Annotated in this window: 19 protein-coding genes; 5 read left to right on the top strand and 14 right to left on the bottom strand. The window is 70.6% G+C overall.

Annotated features, from left to right (window positions below; genetic code table 11):
- Positions 1-79 precede the first annotated feature (79 nt).
- The 7 genes from treZ to V8201_RS02930 form a co-directional block, all read right to left on the bottom strand.
- Positions 80-1774, bottom strand: coding sequence for a malto-oligosyltrehalose trehalohydrolase (gene treZ, locus V8201_RS02900; protein WP_336544428.1), 1695 nt, complete (start codon positions 1772-1774; stop codon positions 80-82).
- On the bottom strand, positions 1771-3888 hold the full coding sequence (gene glgX / locus V8201_RS02905; protein ID WP_336544429.1) for a glycogen debranching protein GlgX: 2118 nt from the start codon (positions 3886-3888) through the stop codon (positions 1771-1773). The genes treZ and glgX overlap by 4 nt, the downstream gene beginning before the upstream one ends.
- 125 nt (positions 3889-4013) lie before the next feature.
- A complete protein-coding gene (locus V8201_RS02910) occupies positions 4014-4259 on the bottom strand; it encodes a hypothetical protein (RefSeq protein ID WP_271299307.1) in 246 nt (81 codons plus the stop codon).
- A gap of 149 nt (positions 4260-4408) precedes the next feature.
- Positions 4409-4960 carry a DNA-3-methyladenine glycosylase gene (locus tag V8201_RS02915; protein WP_037535833.1) on the bottom strand — a complete coding sequence of 184 codons (552 nt, stop codon included), beginning with the start codon at positions 4958-4960 and terminating at the stop codon, positions 4409-4411.
- Positions 4961-5386: 426 nt separating this feature from the next.
- Positions 5387-8554 (bottom strand): helicase-related protein, encoded by a 3168-nt coding sequence (locus tag V8201_RS02920; RefSeq protein ID WP_336544430.1) that lies wholly within the window; start codon positions 8552-8554, stop codon positions 5387-5389.
- A gap of 467 nt (positions 8555-9021) precedes the next feature.
- Positions 9022-9267 carry a glutaredoxin domain-containing protein gene (locus tag V8201_RS02925; protein WP_271299304.1) on the bottom strand — a complete coding sequence of 82 codons (246 nt, stop codon included), beginning with the start codon at positions 9265-9267 and terminating at the stop codon, positions 9022-9024.
- Positions 9268-9327: 60 nt separating this feature from the next.
- Positions 9328-10038 (bottom strand): arylesterase, encoded by a 711-nt coding sequence (locus V8201_RS02930; protein ID WP_336544431.1) that lies wholly within the window; start codon positions 10036-10038, stop codon positions 9328-9330.
- A 17-nt stretch (positions 10039-10055) separates the two neighbouring features.
- Here V8201_RS02930 and V8201_RS02935 point away from each other — a divergent pair, with 17 nt between their 5' ends.
- Together V8201_RS02935 and V8201_RS02940 are read left to right on the top strand one after the other, a co-directional pair.
- On the top strand, positions 10056-10718 hold the full coding sequence (locus V8201_RS02935; RefSeq protein ID WP_336544432.1) for an ABC transporter ATP-binding protein: 663 nt from the start codon (positions 10056-10058) through the stop codon (positions 10716-10718).
- Positions 10715-13213: an ABC transporter permease gene (locus V8201_RS02940; RefSeq protein WP_336544433.1), complete on the top strand. Its 2499-nt coding sequence runs from the start codon at positions 10715-10717 to the stop codon at positions 13211-13213. Before V8201_RS02935 ends, V8201_RS02940 begins: the two co-directional genes overlap by 4 nt.
- 203 nt (positions 13214-13416) lie before the next feature.
- Here V8201_RS02940 and V8201_RS02945 read toward each other — a convergent pair whose 3' ends face one another.
- Positions 13417-14484, bottom strand: coding sequence for a spore photoproduct lyase family protein (locus V8201_RS02945; RefSeq protein ID WP_336544434.1), 1068 nt, complete (start codon positions 14482-14484; stop codon positions 13417-13419).
- The gene (locus tag V8201_RS02950; RefSeq protein ID WP_037532651.1) at positions 14481-14801 is read right to left on the bottom strand and encodes a hypothetical protein; all 321 of its coding nucleotides are present in this window, start codon (positions 14799-14801) and stop codon (positions 14481-14483) included. Before V8201_RS02950 ends, V8201_RS02945 begins: the two co-directional genes overlap by 4 nt.
- 84 nt (positions 14802-14885) lie before the next feature.
- Between V8201_RS02950 and V8201_RS02955 the strand changes: the two genes are divergently transcribed.
- Both V8201_RS02955 and V8201_RS02960 read left to right on the top strand, forming a co-directional pair.
- Positions 14886-15257: a reverse transcriptase-like protein gene (locus V8201_RS02955; protein ID WP_271300898.1), complete on the top strand. Its 372-nt coding sequence runs from the start codon at positions 14886-14888 to the stop codon at positions 15255-15257.
- Between the two features lie 74 nt (positions 15258-15331).
- Entirely contained in the window at positions 15332-15625 is a 294-nt protein-coding gene (locus V8201_RS02960) for a CsbD family protein (RefSeq protein ID WP_336544435.1), read from the top strand.
- Between the two features lie 121 nt (positions 15626-15746).
- On the opposite strand, the gene V8201_RS02965 is transcribed toward V8201_RS02960, so the two are convergent.
- Complete coding sequence (locus V8201_RS02965; RefSeq protein ID WP_336544436.1) at positions 15747-16340, bottom strand: DUF4142 domain-containing protein; 594 nt, start codon at positions 16338-16340, stop codon at positions 15747-15749.
- 134 nt (positions 16341-16474) lie between these two features.
- Between V8201_RS02965 and V8201_RS02970 the strand changes: the two genes are divergently transcribed.
- Entirely contained in the window at positions 16475-16891 is a 417-nt protein-coding gene (locus V8201_RS02970; RefSeq protein ID WP_037532656.1) for a DUF3597 domain-containing protein, read from the top strand.
- Between the two features lie 259 nt (positions 16892-17150).
- Here V8201_RS02970 and V8201_RS02975 read toward each other — a convergent pair whose 3' ends face one another.
- The 4 genes from V8201_RS02975 to V8201_RS02990 form a co-directional block, all read right to left on the bottom strand.
- The gene (locus tag V8201_RS02975) at positions 17151-19715 is read right to left on the bottom strand and encodes a sensor domain-containing protein (protein WP_336544437.1); all 2565 of its coding nucleotides are present in this window, start codon (positions 19713-19715) and stop codon (positions 17151-17153) included.
- Positions 19716-20010: 295 nt separating this feature from the next.
- Complete coding sequence (locus V8201_RS02980) at positions 20011-21480, bottom strand: tryptophan halogenase family protein (RefSeq protein ID WP_037532658.1); 1470 nt, start codon at positions 21478-21480, stop codon at positions 20011-20013.
- Entirely contained in the window at positions 21477-22928 is a 1452-nt protein-coding gene (locus tag V8201_RS02985; protein ID WP_271299295.1) for a tryptophan 7-halogenase, read from the bottom strand. Before V8201_RS02985 ends, V8201_RS02980 begins: the two co-directional genes overlap by 4 nt.
- Positions 22925-24421: a tryptophan halogenase family protein gene (locus V8201_RS02990; protein WP_336544438.1), complete on the bottom strand. Its 1497-nt coding sequence runs from the start codon at positions 24419-24421 to the stop codon at positions 22925-22927. The genes V8201_RS02985 and V8201_RS02990 overlap by 4 nt, the downstream gene beginning before the upstream one ends.
- Between the last annotated feature and the right edge of the window lie 133 nt (positions 24422-24554).

The raw sequence follows: 24554 nt of genomic DNA on the forward strand, positions 1-24554 counted from the left end.
CTGGATTCGTGCATGCCCAGGATCACTGATTTGGGCGCGTGGCCACGGCGGTGGATGAACGGCGGAGTGATCTGTCCGCTCACCGGGCGATCCACGCGCGAAAGCGCTCACCCTCGGCATGCAGCAAGTCGCCCGCCGCATCGGGCAATCCGCCCGGCGCGTCGGCAAGGTCGATCGCGATCGTCAGCGTCGCGCCATCGCCCAGCCGCCAGCGCGCCACCACCGCCGCCGCGCCGGTCGCTTCCGCGCCCAGCGAGGTCGTGCCGGCGAGATGCGGCACGATTGCCGCCTGCCGCAGCGCCATCAGATCGCGGAGCAACCCGCGCCAGCGTGTCGCATCCGGTCCGGGCGTCGGGCGTGACGCCTCGAACGTCGCCACCGCATTGGGATCGGGGATGCGCGCGCGCGCCGCCGGATCGGCGAAGGCATCGAACTTGGCAAATTCCTTGCGCCGGCCCTCGCGCACCGCATCGGCGAGCGCGTCGTGGAAGTCGGTGAAGAACAGGAAGGGCGTCTCGCTGCCTTCGGTGTCGCCCATGAACAGCATCGGCACCTGCGGCGCGAGCAGCAGCAGCGCGGTCGCCGCGCGCAGCCGGTCGGTGTCGGTCAGCCGCGTCAGCCGTTCGCCGAGGGCGCGATTGCCGACCTGATCGTGGTTCTGGAGGAAGGAGACGAAGCGCGTCGGCGACAGGTGCGCGCTCGGCGTGCCGCGGGGCTTTCCGTCGTGATTGCCCGATCCCTCGCCCTGATAGATGAACCCCTCGGCCAGGCAGCGCGCCAGCCGCTCCGCCGGCCGATCGGCGAAGTCGCTGTAATAGGCGCTGGTCTCGCCGGTCAGCAGGACGTGCAGGACGTTGTGGAAATCGTCGTTCCACTGCGCGTCATAAGCGCCGTCGCGCAGCCGTTCGGCGTCGTTGCGTTCGTTCTCGAGCACGAGATGGACGTGCCGGTCGGGCAGCGCGGCGCGGATCTCCGCCGCCATCGCGTCGAGGAAGGCATCGTCGCCGATCGCATGGACCGCATCGAAGCGGAGCCCGTCGAAGCGATACTCGTCGAGCCACATCAGGGCGTTGTCGATGAAGAAGCGCCGCACCGCCGGCTCGTGCACCGCGACCGCACCGCCCCAGGGCGTATGGACCTCGGCATCGAAGAAGTCGGGGGTATAGGCCGACAGATAATTGCCGTCCGGCCCGAAGTGATTGTAGACCACGTCGAGGAACACCGACATGCCGAAGCCGTGCGCGGTATCGACCAGCGCCTTCAATTCGGCCGGGGCGCCATAGCTTTCCGCCGGTGCATAGGGCAGCACGCCGTCATAGCCCCAGTTGCGCGTGCCGCCGAAGGCGTTGACCGGCATCAGTTCGATCGCGGTGATGCCCAGCGCGGCGAGCGTCGGGATCTGGTCGATCACCCCGGCAAAGCCGCCGAGCACGCCGGCGTGCAGCTCGATCAGCACCGTCTCTTCCCACGGCCGGCCGCGCCAGTCGGGCGTCGTCCAGTCATAGGCGGGATCGATGACGAGGCTCCAGCCGTGGACGCCGCCCGATTGCGCGCGGCTCGCCGGATCGGGGACGGCGAGGTCGCCGATACGGAAGCGATAGCGCGTGCCCGCCGGCACATCGGTGGTCGCGACGAACCAGCCGTCCGCCGCCGCATCCATCGCGATCGTCTCGCCCGCATCGATCTCCAGCGTCACCGCCTCGCACGCCGGTGCCCAGAGCGCGAACCGGGTGCGGCCGTCGTCGAGCAGCCGCGCGCCCCAGCGTTCGCTCATGCCGCCGCGTCCGCGTCGTCGCGCGGCAGCGTCCAGGTGACCAGCACCGCGCCCTGCGGCGCGACCTCGTACTGATCGTCGATCGTCAGCTCGCCCTGATCGGGCTTGGCGCTGTCGATCAGCACGGTCCGCTTGGCCTGCGGCGGCGGCAGGTGGAAGGTGACCGGATCGGCCGAGCCGTTGAGCAGCAGCGAGATCGCCTCGACCTCGCCCGCCGCATTGCACGACGCGCGGCGCATCATCAGCGCGCGTCCGTCCGGGTTCTGCCAGTCGTCCGGACTGAGCCGGCCGCCGCGCTCGTCCCACCATTCGATGTCGTTGATGCCGTGGCCCGGCGTATCCTGTCCGTAGAGGAAGGTCGCCGCGCGCAGCACCGGATAGCGGCGGCGCAGCGCGGTGAGGCGCGCGACATAGTCGATCTGCGTCTGCCCCGCCTCGCTCGCCGCCGCCTGCCAGTCGAGCCAGCTGATCGCATTGTCCTGGCAATAGGCGTTGTTGTTGCCCTGCTGCGTGCGGCCGAATTCGTCGCCCGCGACCAGCATCGGCGTGCCGAGCGAGGCGAGCAGGGTGGTCAGCATCGATCGCTGCACCCGCCCGCGCGCGTCGTTGATCGCGGCATCGTCGGTCGGCCCCTCGTGGCCCCAGTTGCGCGAATGGTTGTTGTCGTGGCCGTCGCGATTGTCCTCGCCGTTCGCCTCGTTGTGGCGCTGTTCGTAGGTCACGGTATCGGCGAGGGTGAAGCCGTCGTGCGCGGACAGCAGGTTGATGCTCGCCCACGGCCGCCGCGCGCGCCGGTCGAACAGATCGCCCGATCCCGCCATTCGCGCCGCGAGATCGCCGCGCTGCCCGGCATCGCCGCGCCAGAACTGGCGGACGGTGTCGCGATATTGGTCGTTCCACTCGGCGAAACCGGGCGGGAAGTTGCCGAGCTGATAGCCGCCGGGGCCGACGTCCCACGGCTCCGCCATCAGCTTGAGCCGGCCGAGAACCGGGTCCTGCCGCACCACGTCGAAGAAGGCCGCGCCCGGATCGAAACCATCGTCCTCGCGCCCCAGCGTCAGCCCGAGGTCGAAGCGGAAGCCGTCGATGCCGAAGCTCGTCGCCCAATAGCGCAGCGAGTCGGTCACCATCTGGATGACTCGCGCCTTGCTGAGGTTGAGCGTGTTGCCGGTGCCGGTGTCGTTGATCGTATAGCGCGGCTGATCCTTCACCAGTCGATAGTAACTGGCGTTGTCGAGCCCGCGCCACGACAGCGTCGGGCCCTTTTCCGATCCTTCGCAGGTATGGTTGTAGACGACGTCGAGGATCACCTCGATCCCGGCCTTGTGCAGGCGGTGGACGGCGCGGCGCAGCTCGTCCTGGCTGTCGGTCGACATATAGGCCTGTTCGGGCGCGAAGAAGCCGAGCGTGTTATAACCCCAATAATTTTTGAGGCCCTTTTCCTGCAGGAAACGGTCCTGCGTGAAGCTGTGGATCGGCAGCAGCTCGAGCGCGGTGACGCCGATCCGCTTGAGATGCGCGATCACCGCCGGATGGCCGAGTGCGGCATAGCTGCCCCGTTCACGCGGCGGCACCAGCTCCATCAGCTTGGTCAGCCCCTTGACGTGCGCCTCGTAGATCACGGTTTCCGACCAGGGGGTGTTCGGCTTGGTATCGCGCGACCAGTCCCAATGATCGTCGACCACCACCGCCTTGGGCATGGCCGGCGCGCTGTCGCGCTTGTCGAAGCTCAGGTCCTCCCGGGCGTGGCCGACCTTGTAGCCGTGCAATGCGTCGGTCCATTTGATCTGGCCGTGCAGCCGCCGCGCATAGGGATCGAGCAGCAATTTGTTCGGGTTGAAACGGTGGCCGTTCTCCGGCTCGTAACGGCCGTGGGCGCGATAGCCGTAGAGCAGGCCGGGCGCGGCATCGGGCAGATAGCCGTGGAACACCTCGTCGGTACATTCGGGCAGGGTGATGCGCTGCAATTCGCGCTTGCCCGACGGATCGAACAGGCACAGTTCGATCCGGTCCGCATTGGCGGAATAGACCGCGAAATTGACGCCAAGACCATCGAACGTTGCGCCCAAGGGATAGGGCGAACCGGCGTCGAGCCGGTCGGGTAAGGCGTGCACGGTGAGAGGACCCCCTTGAAGATGCTGCACCGCCCAACGCAGGTGCGGCGGGGAAGCTCCGCGCGACGTGTACACCCGGGCGCGGGCGGCGTATCGATGCGGCCGATACGCCGGCCCGTGACGGATCAGCGCTTGGCGAGCGGGTCGAGGCCCAGCGCGCGCCACTGGTCGAGCGACTTGCAGGTGCGGATCGGCAGGCGCGATCCGGTGACTTCGTCGACCAGGCAGACGCGCGGATTGGCGCGGGCCGGCGCGGCGGCGACGACCACCGGAGCGGGGGCGACGGGGGCGGCGATCGGGGTCGGCGTGGCAGTCGGCTGGGGTGCGCTGGTGACCGACAGGAGCGCGGCGGCGACGGTGGTGATGAGCATGATGTCCTCCCAAAGATCAGCCCGATTGGCTGTATCCGGAACATTGCATCTGCCGTGCCAATTGCGCTGCAGGAGGGGAGGGGCGGGTTTCGGCGTGTCGTCGCCGTAACGAATTGCCAACATCTGGGCCGTCACGCCGATTGCTGGGATCAGCGCGCCGGCTTGCTGAGGAAGCGCGAGCCTGTTCGACAAAAGCGCCACGGCGTGTCGACCGCGCGGGTGATGCCGATCCGGGCGCCGGCGTGGATATCCTCGTCACGCGCTGCGGGTTCGAGGGCGAACGGCGGCGCATCGAGCGGCGCGCCGTCGAGCGCCCGGTCGACGCCGAGCGCCTGGCACAGACGCCCCGGTCCGGCGCAGAGCAAGCGCGGCCCGGCAAGGCCGCGGCGCGCGATCATCGTCTCGACGCCCGCGACCGGCTCGATCGCCCGGATCAGCACCGCGCTTCCCGGCCGGCAGACGAAGTTGAGGCACCAGTGCATGCCGTAGCTGCGATAGACATAGGCATGGCCGGCCGGGCCGAACATCGCCGCATTGCGCGGCGTCGGCCCGTTGACGCTGTGCGAGGCGGGGTCGTCGGCATCATAGGCCTCCGTCTCGACGATCACGCCGCCGACGCCATCGACGCGCAGATCGGCGCCGATCAGCGCGCGCGCGACGGTCGCGACGTCGCGGTCGAAGAAGGCGGTGGGGAGGGGCATCGGCGGGCGGTGGCGCGGGGCGCACGCGGGTGCAAGGGGTTTGCGGCACTGCGCATCAGGTCACCTGCACAAAGGATGATGCAATCGGATCACGGTTCGTCACGCCCGTCGCGCCGAAGCCGTGGTATCGAGCGGCGCCGTCACACCCAATCAGTGTTCCCGCGCAGGCGGGAACCCAGTGGCCAAGCAGACCACCACCTGCGGCGTGAAACATCATGGCCTTCGGCGTACGCGAGACCTCTGCACCACTCCCTCCGTCATGCCGGACTTGTTCCGGCATCCACGGTGGCGCAGGAGTCTCAGCCGTCGATTTCGCGGACCGGTGGACCCCGGAACAGGTCCGGGGTGACGGAGCGCTTCTGGGCTTCGGTGAGGCGTTCCCGGCACGGGCCGGCGGCCCCGCCTTACCCCGCGCAGCCGCCGCCGTCACCAATCCTCCAGCACCGCCGCGATCCGGTCGAGCCGTTCGTGCGCATCGGCGATCCGTTCGGCGAGCAGCAGCCGTCCGTTCTTCTCCTCCAGCCCCTCGGGTGCCGGCATCGCCGCGCGCGGGGTGAAGGCGATCGCGGCGGGGCCGGCGTCGATCCGGGCGATGCCGGCCGCCCGTGCCGCCACCCGGATGCGCGCCACCGCGAACAGCAGCCGTGCCTCGTCGGGCAGGTCGCCGAACCGATCCTCCAGCTCGTCCGCCAGCGCGTCGAGCCCCTCGGCCTCCTCGATCCGCGCGAGGCGGGCATAGGTGGTGACGCGCAGCTCCTCCTCGGGCATCCACGTCGGCGGCAGACAGCCGTCGAGGCCGAGGTGCAGCTCCGGGCTCCACCGCTCCACCGTCTCGCCGCGCGCGGTGCGCAGCGCGCTTTCGAGCAGATGCTGGTACAGGTCGATGCCGATCAGCTTCATATGCCCCGCCTGCGTCTCGCCGAGCAGGTCGCCCGCGCCGCGCATGTCGAGATCGCGCGCGCTGATCGCGAAGCCGGCGCCGAGCCGGTCGAACGCCTCCAGCGTCTTGAGCCGCTTGAGCGTGCGCGGTGCGATCGTCGCGGCGGGATCGGTGAGCAGCAGCACCTGACCGCGCCGCAGGCCGCGCCCGACCCGCCCGCGCAACTGGTGGAGCTGCGACAGGCCGAAGCGGTCGGCCTTCCAGATCACCATCGTATTGGCGCGCGGCACGTCGAGCCCCGCCTCGATGATGTTGGTGGCGAGCAGCACGTCGCCATCGCCGCCGGCGAAGCGTACCATCGCCTCGTCGATCTCGGCGGCGGGCAATTTGCCGTGCGCCTGGACGATGTCGAGCTCGGGCACCGACTTGGCGAGCGTCTCGGCGAGCGGCGCCATATCCTCGATCCGCGGCACGACGACGAAGCTCTGGCCGCCGCGGCTGCGTTCGCGTAGCAGCGCGGTGCGTACCACCGCCGGATCGAACGCACCGACCGAGGTGCGGATCGGCTGCCGCCGCGCCGGCGGCGTCGCGATCACCGACAGTTGCTGAAGGCCGATCAGGGCGGTCTGCAGGGTGCGCGGGATCGGCGTCGCGCTCAGCGTCAGCACGTGGCCGGCGCCGAGATCGCGCAGCCGCGTCTTGTCGGCGGTGCCGAAGCGCTGTTCCTCGTCGATGATGACGAGGGCGAGGTCCTGATAGGCGATTCCCTTGCCGGCGACCGCCCCGGTGCCGACGACGATGCGGATCGATCCGTCGGCAAGCCCGGCCTTGACCTGCTTGCGCTCGGTCGCCGAACTCAGCCGCGACAGGCCGGCGACCGCGATGTCCGTCCCCTCGAAGCGCGCGGCGAAGCTTTCCAGATGCTGGCGGGCAAGCACCGTGGTCGGCGCGGCGATCGCCACCTGATGCCCGGCCAGGGCGGCGATCGCCGCGGCGCGCAGCGCGACTTCGGTCTTGCCATAGCCGACGTCGCCGATCACCAGCCGGTCCATCGGCTTGCCCGCGGCGAGATCGTCGCGCACCGCGGCGATCGCGCGCGCCTGATCGGGCGTCTCGGTGAAGGCAAAACCGGCGGCGAACCGTTCATAGGCGTCGGTATCGGCGACCAGCTTGGGCGCATCGCGGCGGCTGCGTTCGGCGGCGAGTTCGGTCAGGCCGCGGGCGCTTTCGGCGATCGCCGCGTCGATCGCGCCGCGCCGCTTCTGCCAGCTCGCGCCGTCGAGCTTGTCGAGCGTCACCGCCTCGGCATCCGCGCCGTAGCGCCAGATCCGGTCCGCCTCCGCGACGGGAACGAGGCGGACGCCGTCGTCGGCGTAGGTGAGGGCGATCGCGTCGCCCGCCTGATCGGGCAGCGCCTGCAAGCCGGTGACGACGGCGAGGCCATGATCCTCGTGCACGACGACGTCGCCGACGCGAATCTCGCCGAAGTCGAACAGGCCGGTATGCGCGATCGGGCTGGTCGCATCGTCGCGTTCGGCGCGGCTGCCGAGCAGGTCGGCGGCGGCGATCGCGCAGATGTCCTCGCGCCGGAAGCCGCGGTCGGCGGCGAGGGGCAGCGCCAGCAGGCTGCCCGGCGCGGCATCGCCTACCGACCGCCACGCCTCGACCGGCGTGACCGGCAGCTTGAGCGTGCGCGCGATCCGGCGTTGCAGGAAGCGCAGGTCGCGCGCACTGCCGAGGATGACGACGCGCTCGCCCGCCTCGATCGCGCCGCGTGCGGCCTTGGCGAAGGCGCGCATCGGCGCCTTGCTCTCGACGAATCGTGCCGGCGGATCGCCCGCGCGCGCCAGCGGTGCCATCAGCCGCTCGCCCGCCGTCTTGCGCCAGCGCGCATCGCTCAGCGTGTCGGCGATCGCGCGTTTGGGACGGCGCTTGGCGGCGTCGGCAGCCAGCGCGAGGAAGCGTCGCCGCCGCTCGTCCGCGCCCGGTTCGATCCCGATCGCGGCGTCCGGCAGATGGTCGGCGAGCGACACGCCCGCGTCGGCGAGCGGCGGTTCGGCGACGCGGCCGAGCTCGCGCGCATCGATGCTGCCGGTGGTGCGCTGGTCGGCAGGATCGAAGCAGCGCAGGCTCTCGACACGCCCGTCGACCGCCTCGATGCGCAGCGGCAGTCCGGCATCGGCGGGATAGACGTCGAGCACCTGCCCGCGCAGCGCAACCTCACCCGGCTCGTCGACACGTTCGTCGGACGTATAGCCGATTCCGGTCAGGTCGGCGAACAGCGCTTCGAGGTCGACCGGCGTATCGACCGCGACGCGCGGCGGTGCGGCGGCGAAGGCGTCGGGCGCCGGATAGGCGCGGGCGAGCGCTTCGCCGGTGGTGATACAGGCGATCCGCGGCCGCTCGTCCGCCTCGATCAGCAGGCGGATGCGCCGCAACGCCGAGACACGCTGGCCGACGTTGCCGGGAGAGGCGGGGGCGGCGTCGCCGGGCAGCGCGTCGCTGCCGGGACAGAAGACCACCGTCGCATCGGGCACCGCCAGCGTCAGCGCATGGGTCAGCGCGATCCCGCGTGCCTCGTCGGCGACGGCATAGAGCAGGTCGCCGTCGTCCAGCCGTTCGGCGAGCGCGGCGGCGGTTTCGGCGATGCCGAGGATCGGATCGGCAGGCGCATCGGCAGCCGGAGAGAGAATATCGGCAGGGCTGGCCGGCATTTTGGACGCCTTTTGCAGGAGGGCTTCCCGAACGGCCGGTCGCCGGTGACGTTCCATCGAGGTGGGGGAGCCGGGCGGGTGTGCGGCGTGTCAGGGGGGGGCGTTGCCGCCGGGCCAGGGATGGAGGTGTGGGGGGGGCGTAGTCATGCAAGGCCACGCCCGCCTTCTTGCGTTCTCGGCCTTCAAGATCGAGATCTCGAATGCGCTCGGGACGCTCACAAACAGGGGCCGTACCCCCCGCGAAAGCGGGGTCCAGTTTTCTTGATGCGACGGCCGTTAATCTGCTTGGCCACTGGATTCCCGCCTGCGCGGGAATACTGGCGATTTTGACGGCGCGCCTCCGGCAAAAGTCACGACTATTTTTTAAGGCCAGCCGGACGAAACATCATCGCCTTTGTCGCTGCCGAAGCCATTCGTCGGCGTATCTAAGCTGCCGGGACGCCATCGCCCCGGCAGCTACACAATCGTTACTTCGCCAGATACCGCTCGAGATCGTCGCTGCCGCCGATCCGCTCATCGTCGATGAAGATCTGCGGCGTCGTCGCGACGTCATGCTCGGCCTTGAACGCGTCGACCTCCTCGCGCGAACGCAGGATGCGATCATCGACGGTGAAGCCTTCGGATTGCAGGATCTGCTTGGCGCGGACGCCGAACGGGCAGGTATGGTCGGGCAGGACCATGCGGTACAAGGTGGCGGTGCGGCTCTCGGCCATGGGTCGATCCTTCCAGACTGAAACTCGCCGCTATAGCGCAACAGCGCGGCGGGCGTTCCGTCAGGCGGCGGGTTTGAGGCCGGCGGCGACCAGCGGCGTCAGCCGGTCGGCGATGCGTGTCACGCCGGCGGCATTGGGATGGACGCGATCCGCCTGCATGAGCGCGGGGTCGCCGATCACCCCGTCGAGCACGAAGGGATAGAGGCCGGCGGAGTCTCGCTTGGCGAGATCCGGCCAGATGCCGTCGAACGCGGTGACATAGGCGCGGCCGAGATTGGGCGGCGCCTTCATCCCGGTCAGCACCACCGGCAGCTTGCGGCGGTGCAGCTCGTCGAGCATCGCGGTCATGTTGGCGCGCGTCTCCGCCGCGGGCAATTGCCGCAGCACGTCGTTGCCGCCGAGCCCGAGCAGCACGAGGTCGGGCGGGCGCGGCAGATTGTCGAGCACGAAGCCGAGCCGCTGCCGCCCCGCGGCGGTGGTGTCGCCCGAGACGCCGGCGTTGACGATCGTCGCGTTGATCCCCTGCCGCCGCAGCCGCGCCTCGATCGCGTCGGGCAGGCTTTGCCCGCGGTCGAGCCCGTAGCCGGCGTAAAGGCTGTCACCGAAGGCGAGGATCAGCCGTTCCGGACCGACCGGCCGCGCGACCGCGACGGGTGTGGCGGCGGGGCTCGGCGCCGGATCGGGCGCCGCCGCCTGCCGGTCGCAGCCGGCAAGGATCAGGGCTTGGCCGAGCAGCGTCGCTGCCGCATAGCGTTTTGTCCGCCCCTGCAAGGCCTTGGTCTCCCGATATGAACATGACGTCTATGGTGATCGAGGCGCGCGATGTCACGCTTCGCCTCGGCGAGACCGCGATCCTGCGCGGCATCGACCTGTCGGTCGCCGCCGGCGAGAGCGTCGCGCTGCTCGGTGCGTCGGGCTCCGGCAAGTCGTCGCTGATGGCGGTGCTGGCGGGGCTCGAACGGGCGAGCGGCGGCAGCGTACGTGTCGCCGGAGAGGATTTCGGCACGCTCGACGAGGATGCGCTGGCGCGGGCGCGCCGGGGCCGGATCGGCATCGTCCTGCAGGCCTTCCACCTGCTGCCGACGATGACCGCGCACGAGAATGTCGCGGTGCCGATGGAGCTGGCCGGCGTCGCCGATGCCTGGCCGCGCGCCGCCGCCGAGCTGGAGGCGGTCGGCCTCGGCCACCGGCTCGACCATTATCCCGCGCAACTCTCCGGCGGCGAGCAGCAGCGCGTCGCCATCGCCCGCGCACTCGGGCCGCGGCCACCGTTGGTCTTCGCCGACGAACCGACCGGCAACCTTGATACGCAGACCGGCAGCGCGATCATGGACCTGCTGTTCGACCGGCGGGCCGTGCTCGGCGCGACGTTGGTGGTGATCACCCATGATCGCCGCCTCGCCGAACGGTGCGACCGGATCGTCACGCTCGCCGACGGGCGGATCGGGTGAGCGGCTGGTCGCTCGCCTGGCGGCTGGCGCGGCGCGAGCTCGACTGGCGGTTCCGCGGATTGCGGCTCCTCGTCGTCTGCCTGCTGCTCGGAGTCGCCGCGCTCGCCGCGATCGGCGGGCTCGCCGATGCGGTGGCGCGCGAGCTCGCCGCGCGCGGCGCGGTGATCCTCGGCGGCGACGTCGAACTGTCCGTGTCGCAGCGCGAGGCCAGTGCCGCCGAGCGTGCCGCGCTGGCGCGGCTGGGCACTGTCTCGACGACGGTGCGGATGCAGGCCAATGCGATCGCCGGCGACGCCTCGGCGCCGATCCAGCTCAAGGCGGTCGATGCCGCCTATCCGCTCTACGGCCGCGTCACGCTCGCCGACGGCCGCCACGTCGCCACGCCGCCGCCGGGACAGGCATGGATCGCGCCCGCGCTGGCCGAGCGCTTGCGGTTGCGTGCCGGCGCGATGCTGACGATCGGTACGGCACGGTTTCGCGTCGGCGGTGTCATCGCCGACGAGCCCGACCGGCTCGGCGAGGGCTTCACGCTCGGCCCGGTGGTGCTGATCGCGCGCGTCGATCTGGGCAGGACCGGGCTGGTCCAGCCGGGCAGCCTGTACGAGACGCGCTATCGCCTGCGCCTGCCGGCGGGCGACGATCCGGCGCGGATTGCGACGCAATTCACCAGCCGCTTCGCCACCGCGGGATGGGAGAGCAAGACGCGCGAGCGTGCCGCACCGGGGGCGTCGCGGTTCGTCGATCGGATGGGCGAGTTCCTCACCCTGGTCGGGCTCGCCGCGCTGGCGATCGCCGGGATCGGCGTCGGCAACGGCGTCGATTCGTTCCTCACCGCGCGGCGCGGCGCGATCGCGACGCTCAAGGTGCTCGGTGCGACCCGCGCCGATGTCGCGCGCGTCTATGCCATCGAGGTCGGCGCCGCGGCGCTGGCCGGCATCGTCGCGGGGCTGGCGATCGGCAGCGCCGCGGTGCCGCTGCTCGGCCGCCTGCTCGCCGGCGCGCTGCCGGTGCTGCCGACGCTCAGCCCCGAGCCGTGGCCGCTGCTCCGCGCGGCGCTGTACGGCGCGCTGATCGCGCTCGCCTTCGCCGCGCCGCCGCTCGCCGCGGCGGGGGCGACCCCGGCGGCGGGATTGCTGCGCGGGGCGCTTGCGCCGATGCGGGCGAGTTCGTGGCGGGGGCGGATCGTCGCGCTCGCCGCCGGTGGAGCGGCGCTCGCACTGGCGATCGGCACCGCGGCACAGCCCGGGATCGCCGCCGGCTTTCTCGCCGCGGTGGCGGCGGCGTTGCTGCTCTTGTTCGGGCTCGGCCGTCTGGTGCGCTTCGGCGCGAGCCGGCTGCCGCGGCCGCACCGGCCCTTGCTCCGCCTCGCCATCGCCGCGCTGCACCGGCCGGGGGCACGGACCGAGGCGCTGGTCGTCGCGCTCGGGCTCGGCCTGACGCTGTTCGTGCTGCTCGCCGCGATCCGCACGAGCATCGACGCCAATATCGCCACCAACGTGCCGCAGCGCGCGCCCGCCTTGTTCGCGCTCGACGTGCCCCGCCCGCGCGAGGCCGAGTTCCGCCGCATCGTCACCGCCGCGGTGCCGGCGGCGCAGATCCGCACCGTGCCGATCCTGCGCGGCACGATCACTGGCTATCGCAATATCCGCGTCGCCGATCTCAAGACGCTGCCCGAGGGCGCCTGGGCGCTGCGCGGCGAGCGCGGCCTGACCTATGCGGAGAGCATCCCCGAAGGCAGCACGCTCGCCGCCGGCCGCTGGTGGCCACGCGACTATGCGGGACCGCCGCTCGTCTCGATCGACGAGCGGCTGGCGCAGGCGCTCGACCTGCATATCGGCGACCCGCTCACCGTCAGCCTGCTCGGCGTCGAGCGCACCGCGCGCATCGCCTCGCTGCGCCGCATCCAGTGGGACACGTTGGGGTTCAATTTCGTCCTCGTCTTCTCGCCCGATGCGCTCGCCGATGCGCCGCACAATCTCGCCGCGACGATCGACCTGCCGCGCGGCAGCGAGGGACGGGTGACACGCGCGCTGCTCGCGCCATTCCCCTCGGTGTCGGTGATCGAGGTGCGCGGCGTGCTCGGGCAGGTGCGCGACCTCGTCGGACAGGTCGCCGCGGCGATCGCGGCGGCGGCGGGAGTCGCGGTGGCGGCGGGAATCGCGGTGCTGATCGGCGCCATCGCCGCCGCGCGCGAGGCGCGCACCTATGATGCGGTGATCCTGCGCACGCTCGGCGCGACGCGGGCGCAATTGCTTGCGGCGCAGGCGCTCGAATATGCTGTGCTCGGCGCGCTGGTGACCTTGGTCGCGCTGGCGCTCGGTCTCGGCGGCGCATGGTATGTCGTGGTGCGGATCTTCACCTTCGCCTGGTCGCCCGATCCGGTCGCGGTGGCGGTGACGTTGCTCGCCGGGCTGGGCGTGACGCTGGGTGTCGGGCTGGCAGGCGCGTGGCCGATCCTCAGCGTCCGGCCGGCGCGGGCGTTGCGGTCGGTGTGAGCGGGGGCTCGATCGGGCAGTGCGCTTGCGGCAGCGCGTGTTTCGACAGGCTCCAGCACGAACGGGGAGGGGCAGAGTCCCTCGTATCCGTCAGCCCTGAGCCTGTCGAAGGGCGGGACTGCCGCAGGTGCGCTGCTGTCGTTGTTTCGTCAGTCTACGATGACCGCATTTGCGCAGCCGCTGCGACCGCCGTTCCCGCCCTCTCACGTCCAGTACAGCACCCGCGCCTTAGGCAGCCATCGCGCCACCTCCGCGGTGAAGAAGCTGCGCAGCGCCGTCATCGTCGCCGCGTCATAGACATATTTGACCGAGCCGAACTTGGTCCGCTTCTCGACCCGCCCGGCGGCGCCCATGTCGAGCTTCGATCCGGGATACCAGCTCTCCAGCACCGCCTTCGATCCCGGCGTATAGCGGTGGGTGATCAGCTCGATCGTGCAATCCTCGACGTCCGCCAGCGCCGCCCCCGCCTCGGCGAGCAACGTGCCATAGGCCTGTTCCCAGCCCGCCGCGGCGATGATCGGCGCGATCGTCAGTCCGACCGGATAGCCCGCCCGCGCCATCGCGGCGAGCGCGGCGAGCCGCGCGGCGACCGGGCTCGTGCCGCCTTCGAACCGCGCATAGGGCGCCGGGTTGATCGAGGCGCGCATCCGCGTCCGCCCCTGATGATCGAGGTCGAGCAGCGGCGCGACCGCGTCGAACTTGGTGGTGAAGCGCAGCTGCACCGGCGCCTGCCAGCGCCCGAAGGCGGCGATCAGCGCCGACAGCGAGCCGGTGAGATGTTCGAGCGCGAGCGGATCGGTGTAGCAGCTCGCCTCATACGTCGTGCCCTCGTCGGCGCGGGCGCGCGAGCGCGAGGTGATCGTGCCCTCGCCGAGATAGCGCGGCAGCGCGGCGATGATGTCGGGCAGATTGGCATAGGCACGGGTGATCGGCGGCCCCTTGAGCGACCCCGCGAGATAGCAATAGCTGCAATGCGCCGGGCAGCCTTCGGCGAGGTCGACGCGCCAGTCCGCCGAGGGCGCGATCGGCTGGAACCTGAGCTTGCCCGGCGGTGCGACCACCACCGCCAATGTCTTCTTCGCCGCGGCATAGGCGGCGGCGGGATCGTCGGGCAGGCCGAGCGCGAGCCGGTCGGCGGGCAGCCGCTCGACCGGGATGCCGAGCCCTTCGGCGCGCTCGGCGATGGCGCGGCCATGGTCGAACGCCAATGCCGAGCGGGTGACGAGGACGCGGCGCGGCAGCCACGGCCGGGCGGGACGGGCGGCGCTCATGCCAGTGCCGCGAACCAGTCGGCATAAGGCGTGTTCTTCGCCATATGCCGGTTGAGATCGGGCGTCCCGTCGTGCCACCAGACCGGCCCGCGCTCGCCGAGTGCATGTTTGGCGGCATCGACCCCGGCATGCGCGGCCTGTTCCGCCTCGGCATCACCGGCGCGGCGCGCGCCGCCGACCGCGCGCCGCGCTTGCATCAACGCGTGGACGAGCGCCTCGCGCCGTTCGGGCGGCAGCGACGGGTCGGCCCGGCGCCACAGGCGGCCGCGCACGACGATATAGCGGCCATCGGGAGTCGTCGGGGGAGGGGAGCGCATTGCGGTGCAACGCATCAGAGCGGGCAAGCGTCGCATCGCTTGCCTTTGCCCCGCGGCTCGGCGAAGCGATGCGGCGTGGATCGGATGACGCTCTATTTCGACGGCGGACTGCGCCCCGGCCCCGGCGGCATGGAGACCGCGGTGGTGGCCGGCGGCGAAGTGCATCTCCGCGACGATCTCGGCCCCGGCGACAGCTGCACCGCGGAATGGCTCGCGCTGCTCGCCGCCGCCGATCTCGCCCGTGCCGCGGGGGCGGACGATGCGCTGTTCCTCGGCGATTCGCGTACCGTCGTCGAACAGGCGCTCGGCCGCTGGCGATGCCGCAACGCAGCGATGCAGCCGCATCTCGCCGCCTTCCGCGCCGCCACCGCCGGGATCGGACGGGTCCACCTGCGCTACGTCCCCCGCGCCAAGAACCTCGCCGGGATCGCGCTCGCCCGCCGCCACCCGCGCTGATCCGCCATGTTCGCGCCTGCGGAAACACTGCGATCGTTACGCGTTGGGCATGATCATCAACGAGGAGTGAGACGATGAACCAGGATCAGATCGAAGGCACCGCAGGCGACCTGACCGGCAAGCTCAAGGAAGGCTTTGGCAAGGCGACGGGCGATCAGGAGACGCAGGCCTCGGGCGTGGCCGACCAGCTGACCGGCTCGGTGCAGAAGACCTTCGGCGATGCCAAGGAAACCGTCGCCAAGACCGCGGCGCCGCTCGCCGATAAGGCCCGCAAGTTCGCCAACGAGCGTCCGTTCGCCGCCGCCGCACTTGCCGGTGTCGTCGGTCTGGCGATCCTCAACACGCTGCGCGGCAAGACGTCGGCCTGATCCGCGCCACACCGCCCCGCTTCGGTTCCGTCCGGGGTCAGGTCGGATGTCGGCGGGACCGGTCATTGGGTCCTGGCGTTAGACAGGGGGCGCCGGCTTCGGTCGGCGCCCCTTTCTGTCGTCAGGCTTTGAGGCCCTTTGCCATGTTGAGGTGCGCCGCCACCGTCGGCACCAGGCCGGTCGCGAAGGTCTTGAGCGCCGCCACGTCTCCGGTCGCCGCATAGCCCTTCAGCGTGTCGAGCGTCTGCTGGTGCGCCTCCTGCTGCGCCTGGATATAGGCCGTATCGAACGCCGCGCCCTTCAGGCCCTTAAGCGAGTCGACCGTCGCCTGCTGCGCCGCGCTGAGCGTGGGATCGGGGGTGAGCGCCGGGCTCAGCGACGCCGTCGTCGCCTTGAGCTTGTCGGTCGAGGCGGTGTGCGCCGAGATCATCTGGTTGGCGTATTTCTTGACCGCCGCGGACGCGCCATTGTCGAGCGCGAGCTTCGAGGTGGTGATCTCGAACGCGTCGCTCGCCGCCGCCATGTTGACGAACGCCTGGTTGCCGGTCACTGCCGCCGGTGTCGCCATTGCGGTGCTATTGGTATCGGCGACGCCGGCATTGCCCGCGTCGAAGGTCGGGCTGTCGTTGGCGACGGCGGTGTCGCTGGTCTTCTGACCGCAGGCCGCCAATGCCAGTGCCGACGCCGACATGATCATCAAGGCTGGTTTGAACATCGTCATCTCCCATGTTGCCCGCCGCCAACGTATCGGCCTCCCGCAGCGTTCCTTTGCGATCACGGAGCGGAAGCGGCGGCCGGCGCGTTCCCACCCCGAAATCCGTCTAGAAATCCATCTGAAGGAGACGTGCGATGAGCATTTTCGGCAACATCATGGGCAAGATCTTCCACCACAAGAGCGAGGCGCCTGCGCCGCAGACCACGCAGGCCGAACCGACGCCGGCCCCAGCCCCCGCCGCCGCTCCCGACGCGCAGCCCGCGCCCGTCCCGACGCCGTCGCCCGCCGCCCAGCCGGTCGATGTCGGCGCGGTGCTGTCGGAGATGGCGTCGATGCGCAATGGCGGCGGCAATTACCAGTCGTCGATCGTCGATCTGCTCAAGCTGCTCGACCTCGATTCGAGCCTCGCCGCGCGCAAGGAGCTGGCGCAGGAACTCGGCGTCCATGCCGGCGAGGACGGCAGCGCGGAGCAGAACATCGCCCTCCACCGCGCGGTGATGGCGAAGCTGGCAGAGAACGGCGGCATCGTCCCCGACAGCATGCGCAACTGAGGCGCGGCGGCGGATACGGGTCCCGACCCGGGTCCGCCGCTGTTCGGGACGTCATGTGTGATGGCCCGAACTGCTCCCGCACAAGCGGGAGCCCAGCGGTCTCCTCACCAAGATCGCGCCGTCACACCGGACGTGTCCCGGAGTCAACCGTGTCGCAGAATCAGCGGCTTACGCTCTCGCGGGAGCGCGGATGCCGGAGCAGGTCCGGCATATCGGAAGAGGCTCCGCAGCGGTCATGCCTGCGAAGCCCTGCCACCGTTCAGCCCGCTACGCGCACTAGATGGCGGCGCGCCAGCACCGACGGCACGGTGTCCGCCGGGCCGCTATGCCCGAACCAGAAACCCTGGCCGATGTCGCAGCCGAGCGCGAGCAGATGATGCGCCTGCGCCTCTGTCTCGATCCCTTCGGCGACGACGGTCATGCCGAGCCGGTGGCCGAGCGCGACCACCGCATCGACGATCGCCGCATCGCCGGCATCGCGATCGAGATGGTTGATGAAGCTGCGGTCGATCTTGATCGTATCGACTGGAAACGCCTTGAGATGGGTGAGCGAGGCATAGCCGGTACCGAAATCGTCGAGCGCGATATGCACTCCGGCCCGGTGGAAGGTCTCGAGCATCGTCGCGACGCATTCGGCGCCGCGCCCGACGAACACGGTCTCGGTCACCTCGAGTTCGAGCCGGTCGGCGGGCACGCCGGCGCGGGCCAGCCGGCCGAGGATGCGATCGGTCAGGTCGTCGCGGCGGAACTCGGCGGGCGACAAATTGAAGGCGATCCGGCCGAAATCGAGCCCGGCATCGAGCCAGCGCCGCATGTCACCGACGATCGCGCCGAGCATCCGTTCGCTCAGCCCCTGCGCCAGATCGTAATCCTCGAACGCGGCGGCGATCGTCGCCGGCAGCTGCGCGCCATAGGTGGGATGGTGCCAGCGTAGCAGCGCCTCGAACCCGCAGACGGTGCCGGAGGCGAAGGCGATCTTGGGCTGGTAATAGGGCAGGATGCGATCGTCGCGGATGATGTCGCGCGCGATGCTCAGCATAGACGAGCGGCGTTGCAGGTCGGCGCGCATCGGCGGTTCGAACATCAGCAACTCGCCGCGGCTGTTCGCCTTGGCGGCATAGAGCGCGATGTCCGCCGCCTTGAGCAATTCGGTCGCGGTCGCGCCATGCGCCGGGAACAGCGATCCGCCCGCGGTCGCCTGGCAATCGAGGATGCGGCCGTCATAGGACAATGGCTCGCGGACCGCGGCGAGCGCGGCGCGCACCCGTGCGACCTCCGCCGCCGCCTCGCCCGGACTCTCGATCACCGCGGCGAATTCGTCACCGCCGAGCCGCGCGACCATGCAGCCATCGCCCAGGACGCCATGTACCCGCTCGCCGAGCGCGCGGAGCACGGCGTCGCCCGCATCATGGCCGACCGTATCGTTGGTTTCCTTGAGGTGATCGACGTCGATCAACACCAGCGCGACGCCGCCGCCATGGTGCCGGCTGTTGGCGATCGCCGTTTCGAGCCGCTCGTTGAAGGTCGCGCGATTGGGCAGGCCGGTGAGCGAATCATGATGCGCGGCGAAGCGGATGCGCTCCTGTGCGGTGCGTTCCTCGGTCACGTCGCGGGTGGTGACGAGCACCCGGCTGAGCCGCCCCGACGGCGCCTCGATCCGCCAGCCGCCGGTCTTGATCCAGCGTTCGGCGCCGGTGTCGGCGCGCAGGATGCGCAGCGTCGTCTCGAACCGGTGATTGCCGTCGCCCGCCTCGACTGCGGCGATCAGGGCCTGCAGGCGGTGGCGGTCGGCGGGGACGACGCGGGCGAGCGCGATCGCCACTGCCGCCGGCGTCTCCAGGGGCAGGCCGAGCATCGCCTTCAGCTCGTCCGACCATTCGCGCGTTCCGGTCAGAGCGTTATAGTCCCATATGCCGAGCCCGGCGGCATGGGCGGCAAGGCGGAAACGCTTCTCGCTGTCGCGCAGCGCGCGTTCGGCAAGCTTGCGATCGTGAATGTCCTCGAGCGTCCCGTACCAGCGGATCGTCGCGCCCGCGGCATCGCAGCGCGCCGCCGCGCGACTGCGGAACCAGCGGAAATCCCCCTCGGGCGAGCGGAGGCGATATTCGATGTCGACCGGCGCGCCGCTGGCGATCGCCTTGCGCCACGCCGCCTCGGTCGGCGTGCGATCCTCGGGATGGAGCGCGACCAACCAGCGCGCACCGAGCGCCTCGCTCGGCTTGCCGCCGGTCACCGTCTCCCAGCGCGAGCTGACCGATTCGATCTGGCCCCCCGGACCGGCGGTCCAGGTGATCTGCGGGTTCAGTTCGACGGTATGACGGTAATGCTCCTCGCTTTCGCGCATCCGCTCCTCGGCGGCTCGGCGGGCGGAAATGTCCTGCGCGATGGTGATCGTCGATACCGCGACGCCGGCGGCGTCGCAGACGAACGAGACGTTGATGTCGCACCACAGGCTGCTGCCGTTGGGGCGGACGAAGCGCGCCTCGACCTCGAACGGCGTCGATCGTATCTGATGTCGGGCATAGAGGGCGGTGACCATCGACAGATCGTCGGGATGCAGCAACGCCTCGACCGCCAGCCCGGAGAGCGCCGCGGCATCCCGCCCCGCCAGTTCGCAGAAGCGATCGTTGACCGCGACGACGCGCCGCTGCCGGTCGCGATGCAACAGGCCGATCCGCGCCCGGCTGAGCACTGCGGCGAGCGGCAATTCGCGATCGAGCGCCAGCGCCCGCGCCACCGCGTTGCGGATCGCCTGCGTCTCTTCCGGCGTGTCGTCGACGTCCGCCGTGTCATGGCCGAAGTCGCCGTCCTCCCAACGCTCCACCTGCGTCCCCTTTCGTCGATCATGGCGAGGTGAGGGCGCACCGCTTAACGAACGGTAATTGAACCGCTTTGGATTATTTGCCGCTACGCCAAATGTTGACGACAACAGCGCCTATATTGCGCCGGATGCAAGGGGACTTTCCTGTTCGTATACGGTCTATGTCGTCGATGCAGACCTATCTATAACCTTTGATTGGCTGCGCAGGCATTTGGGAAAAGCCGCAAGACTGCCGGCGAAGGCTGGACAGGAGCGGCCGGCGGGGGTGGCGTGGTCGATGCGAAACGACGGGAGCCCTTCAGCCCAGCGCCGGCATCGCCGCTGCCGCCGCCGCATAGCCGCGTCGCATCTGCCGCAGTGCGCCGGCGACGCGATCGGCGTCGAGCGCATCGACGATCGGGTCGTAGCCGCTCGGCACGATGCCCTGGCCGAGCAGCACCGCCACCCAGCTCGGCACGGTGAACAATTCGTCGTCGTAGCGGAAGATGCGGCCCTTTTCGCGGAACAGCGCGAGCTTGCGGATCAGCGTCTCGGGCAGCGCCATCGTGCCGACATGCCGCCAGAACGGCGTATCGTCGCGGCGCGTCGCGGCATAATGGAGGATGATGAAGTCGCGGATCGCGGCATATTGATCGCCCATGAGCCGGTTATATTCGTCCCGCTCGACCGTGCCGAAGCCCTGGTCCGGGAAAAGCGCGAACAGCTTCGAAATTCCGTCCTGGATCAGGTGGATGCTGGTCGATTCGAGCGGCTCGAGGAACCCGCCGGCCAGTCCGAGCGCAACGACGTTGCCCGCCCACAATTTTGTCCGCCGGCCGGCGCGGAACGACAGGCGGCGCGGTTCGGCGGTCGGCGCGGCGTCGAGGTTCGCCATCAGCACCCGCTCGGCGGTTTCGTCGTCGGTGAAGGCGCTGGCATAGACATGGCCGTTGCCGGTGCGGTGCTGCAAGGGGATGCGCCACTGCCAGCCGGCATCATGCGCTGTCGCCCGCGTGTAGGGGAGGAGCGGCCCCTGCCGCGCGGTCGGCAGCGCGATGGCGCGATCGCAGGGCAGCCAGTGCGACCAATCCTCGAAGGCGACGCCCATCGTCTCGCCGAGCAGCAGGCTGCGGAAGCCGGTGCAGTCGAGGAACAGCTCGCCCGCGACGCGGCGGTCGCCCTCCAGCCGCACGGCGGCGACATGGCCGCGCGCGTCGCGCTCGACGCCGGTGATCCGGCCCTCGATCCGCGTCACCCCTTGCGCCTCGGCATGACCGCGCAGCAGCGCGGCATAGAGGCCGGCGTCGAAATGATAGGCGTAATCGAGCTGACCGGTCGGCGAACGCGGATCGCCGGCAGGAGGCGCGAAGCGTCCGGCCCGCGCCGCCACCGCGGCGATCGCATAATCGCCGTAGCTGCCGATCTCCGCCCGGTCGCGCAGGCGGAGCCACAATTGATGGAAGTTGAGCCCCTCGATCTCATGGCCGACGGTGCCGAAGGGGTGCATGTAGCGCTCGTCCAGAGCGCCCCAGCCGACGAACTCGATGCCGAGCTTCGGCGTGCCGCCGGTCGCGCGCAGGAAGCTCGCCTCGTCGAGGCCGATCCGCGCGTTGAAGCCGCGGATCGGCGGGATCGTCGCCTCGCCGACGCCGACCGTACCGATCGCCTCCGATTCGATCAGGGTGATCGTCCGCTGCCCGTCGTTGAGGAAGCGGGCCGCCGCCGCGGCGGCCATCCAGCCGGCGGTGCCGCCGCCGACGATCACGACGCTGCGGATCGGCGGGTTCATCGGCTGCGCGCTCCGCCGGCCTGCGCCAGCCAGGCGGGATAGGGGGGCAGTTGCGCGGGCAGCGCGGCGATCGCGGTGCGCAGCTGCGTCATCGCCGCGATGGCGCTGACCCGCGGCACCGACAGCGCGACCGGATCGCGCCGCTGCGGCGATACGCCCAGTCCGATCAGCGCCTGCCACCATTGCGCCGGCGCGACCATCTCCTCCTCGACCGGCGGCAGCGTGCCGCGCTGGCCGAATTGCGCGAGCGCGGTGGCAAGCTCGGCGGGCGGCTCGGCCTTGCGCGCCGCATGCCAGAAGCTGCCGCGCCTTGCCGTTCCCGCGAGATAGAAAGCGGCGGCATAGGCATGCAGGCGTTCGGCGCGCAATGTCGCGCGGCGGTTGTATTCCGCGATCAGCAACGGTTCGGGCGTGCGCGCCGGCATCAGCGACAGCGCGAGTTCGAGCTGCGCGAGCGCCAGCGTATAGCCGGGCCAGCCGAGCGGCCCGAGCGCCGCGGCGGCATCGCCGATCGCCAGCACCGTGCCGGCGAACGGCGCGACCTGCCGTCGCGGATGGAGCGCGATCCGCTCCGCCGGGCCGGGCAGTTCCTTGGCGGCGCGCGCGTCGTTGGTCGTCTCACGCGCATAGGCGAAGCCGACGAGCGTCCGCCGCGCCAGCGGCCAGCGCGCGCCCCAGCCATGGCTGCCCGCCTCATAGCGGTCGAGCGGCGAGGGCCTGGCCGCGGCGGCGGCGAGCAGCAGCCGGTCGACGGGCAGGGTCGCGCGCCAGTCGACCCAGGCCGCATCCTCGGCCGCGAGCAACGCCGCCGGTCCGCTCGCGTCGATGAACAGATCCGCGGTCAGCCGCGTGCCACCGTCGACCAGCAGGGCGATGGTCTGTCCCGCCTGCCGCTCGACCGACAGCGAGGTCGGCGCGATCAGCCGCACCCTGGCTGCGCGCATCGCGGCGAGCAGCGCCGGGGTCAGCGCCTCGGGATCGAGCCGCAGCGTGTAGTTGAGCGACGACAGCAGCGACGCGCGGTCCTCGGCGGGCGGGGCGAACCGCTCCGCCTGCGCGAGCACCGCCGCCGGCACCAGCGTTTCGAACGCGCCCTCGCCATGCGCGCGCCATAGCTGGTGCGGCGGTGCCCCGGCGAGATTGGCGACGCCGTCGCCTTCGCCGACCGTGAACGCCGGCTCGCCCCAGGCGAACCGTTCGCCCAGCCGGTGCGTCGCGACGCCGCCCGCGACCAGCGCCGCCTCGTCGAGGCCGAGCGTCTCGAACATCTCGGCGACCGCGGGGGTCACCGCCGGCAACCGGTCGGCGAGCGCCGCCGGATCGGCTTTGGTCGCGACGAGGCTGACCGTCGCGCGCGGCAAGGCGCGGGCGAAGGCGATGGCGGCGGTCAGCGCGACGATCCCGCCGCCGACGACGACGATGTCGTGCAGCGCTTCGCGCCGGTTCACGCCGTGGCTCCGAGATAGGCGGCATGATCGGGCATCGCCGCGACCGCACCGGCGATGCCGCCACGCAGCGCGGCTAGCGCCCGGTCGAGCGACGCGCCGTCGGGCAGGTCGGCGCGCGGGTCCCAGCCCTCGGGAACGATGTTCTGACCGAGATAGACCGCGATCCAGCTCGGTTCGAGGAACAGGCCGTGGGTGTAGCGCGCGACCTGCCCGGTCTGTCGCCACAGGGTTATGGCGGCGGTGAGGCTGTCGGGGATCGTCATCGTGCGGACATGATCCCAGAACGGCGAATCGTCGCGCATCGTCGCGTGATAATGAAGGATCAGGAAGTCGCGCAGCCGGTCGTATTCCGCATCGACCAATGTGTTGAAGCCGTCGCGATCGGCGGCGCAGACCCGCGCCGCCGGGAAATGCTCGATCAACTGGGTGATCGCCATCTGCACCAGATAGATGCTGGTCGATTCGAGCGGTTCGAGAAAGCCCGAGGCGAGCCCGATCGACACGACGTTGCCGACCCAGCTGCGCCGCCGCCGCCCGGCGCGGAAGCGCAGGTGGCGCGGCTCGGCGAGCGGCGGGTTCTCCATCGCGGCGACCAAAGCATCGGTCGCCGCGCCTTCGCTCAGATACTCGCTCGCATAGACATAGCCGTTGCCGATGCGGTGGGTGAGGGGGATGCGCCAGCGCCACCCCGCCGCCATCGCGGTGGCGCGGGTATAGGGTTCGATCCCGCCTTCGGGCGAGGCGCAGGGCGCGGCGACCGCACGGTCGCACGGCAGCCAGTGCGACCAATCCTCCCACGCCTCGTCGAGCGTCCCGCCGATCAGCAACGCGCGAAAGCCCGAACAGTCGATGAACAGGTCGCCCGCGATCCGCGTGCCGTCGGCAAGCGTCACCGCGGCGATGTCGCCACTCTCGCCGTCGCGCTCGACCGAGACGACGCGGCCCTCGGTGCGCTTCGCGCCGCGCGCCTCGGCATGGCTGCGCAGGAAGGGGCCGAACAGCGTCGCGTCGAACTGATAGGCATAGCCATAGGCATTGGCGAGATCGTGCGGATCGGCACCCGGCCGGGTGAAGCGCAGCGCCGCCGCCGCGGCCACCGCGGTCGAATAGTCGCCGATCGGCGGCACCGTGCCGGCATGATGGCGGCGCAGCCAGTAATGGTGGAAGCCGACCCCGTCGAGCGCCCGGCCATAGCTGCCGAACGGGTGGATATAGGCATCGCCGATCGCGCCGAAGTCGCGGAATTCGATGCCGAGCTTGAACGTCGCATGGGTCGCCGCCATGAACGCCGCCTCGTCGATGCCGAGCCGGGTGACGAAGGCGCGCAGGTGCGGCAGCGTCGCCTCGCCGACGCCGACGATGCCGATCTCCGCCGACTCGATCAGGTGGACCTCGGCGGCGCCGGGCGCCAGCGTCGCAAGCGCCGCGGCGGTCATCCAGCCGGCGGTGCCGCCCCCGACGATCACCACCCTGATCCGCTCCTCGCCCGCCACCTGTCCTCCCCTTGCGTTCCCGCGCCGTCGGCGGCGCGTCTGATACCGCTGCCTTATGCCCGTTCGGGTCCTGATCTCCATCGGGAAATTCGCGCTTGGTGCCAGATGGCGGACAGGGCTCGGACGAATAACA

It is taken from the genome of Sphingomonas kyungheensis (assembly GCF_037120395.1).
GTDB lineage: Bacteria > Pseudomonadota > Alphaproteobacteria > Sphingomonadales > Sphingomonadaceae > Sphingomonas > Sphingomonas kyungheensis.

Coding starts and splice junctions, on each gene's coding strand:
- treZ (WP_336544428.1), bottom strand. CDS start 1,774: ATGAGCGAACGCTGGGGCGCGCGGCTGCTCGACGACGGCCGCACCCGG.
- V8201_RS02910 (WP_271299307.1), bottom strand. CDS start 4,259: ATGCTCATCACCACCGTCGCCGCCGCGCTCCTGTCGGTCACCAGCGCA.
- V8201_RS02915 (WP_037535833.1), bottom strand. CDS start 4,960: ATGCCCCTCCCCACCGCCTTCTTCGACCGCGACGTCGCGACCGTCGCG.
- V8201_RS02920 (WP_336544430.1), bottom strand. CDS start 8,554: ATGCCGGCCAGCCCTGCCGATATTCTCTCTCCGGCTGCCGATGCGCCT.
- V8201_RS02925 (WP_271299304.1), bottom strand. CDS start 9,267: ATGGCCGAGAGCCGCACCGCCACCTTGTACCGCATGGTCCTGCCCGAC.
- V8201_RS02935 (WP_336544432.1), top strand. CDS start 10,056: ATGAACATGACGTCTATGGTGATCGAGGCGCGCGATGTCACGCTTCGC.
- V8201_RS02945 (WP_336544434.1), bottom strand. CDS start 14,484: ATGAGCGCCGCCCGTCCCGCCCGGCCGTGGCTGCCGCGCCGCGTCCTC.
- V8201_RS02950 (WP_037532651.1), bottom strand. CDS start 14,801: ATGCGCTCCCCTCCCCCGACGACTCCCGATGGCCGCTATATCGTCGTG.
- V8201_RS02955 (WP_271300898.1), top strand. CDS start 14,886: ATGACGCTCTATTTCGACGGCGGACTGCGCCCCGGCCCCGGCGGCATG.
- V8201_RS02960 (WP_336544435.1), top strand. CDS start 15,332: ATGAACCAGGATCAGATCGAAGGCACCGCAGGCGACCTGACCGGCAAG.
- V8201_RS02965 (WP_336544436.1), bottom strand. CDS start 16,340: ATGTTCAAACCAGCCTTGATGATCATGTCGGCGTCGGCACTGGCATTG.
- V8201_RS02970 (WP_037532656.1), top strand. CDS start 16,475: ATGAGCATTTTCGGCAACATCATGGGCAAGATCTTCCACCACAAGAGC.
- V8201_RS02980 (WP_037532658.1), bottom strand. CDS start 21,480: ATGAACCCGCCGATCCGCAGCGTCGTGATCGTCGGCGGCGGCACCGCC.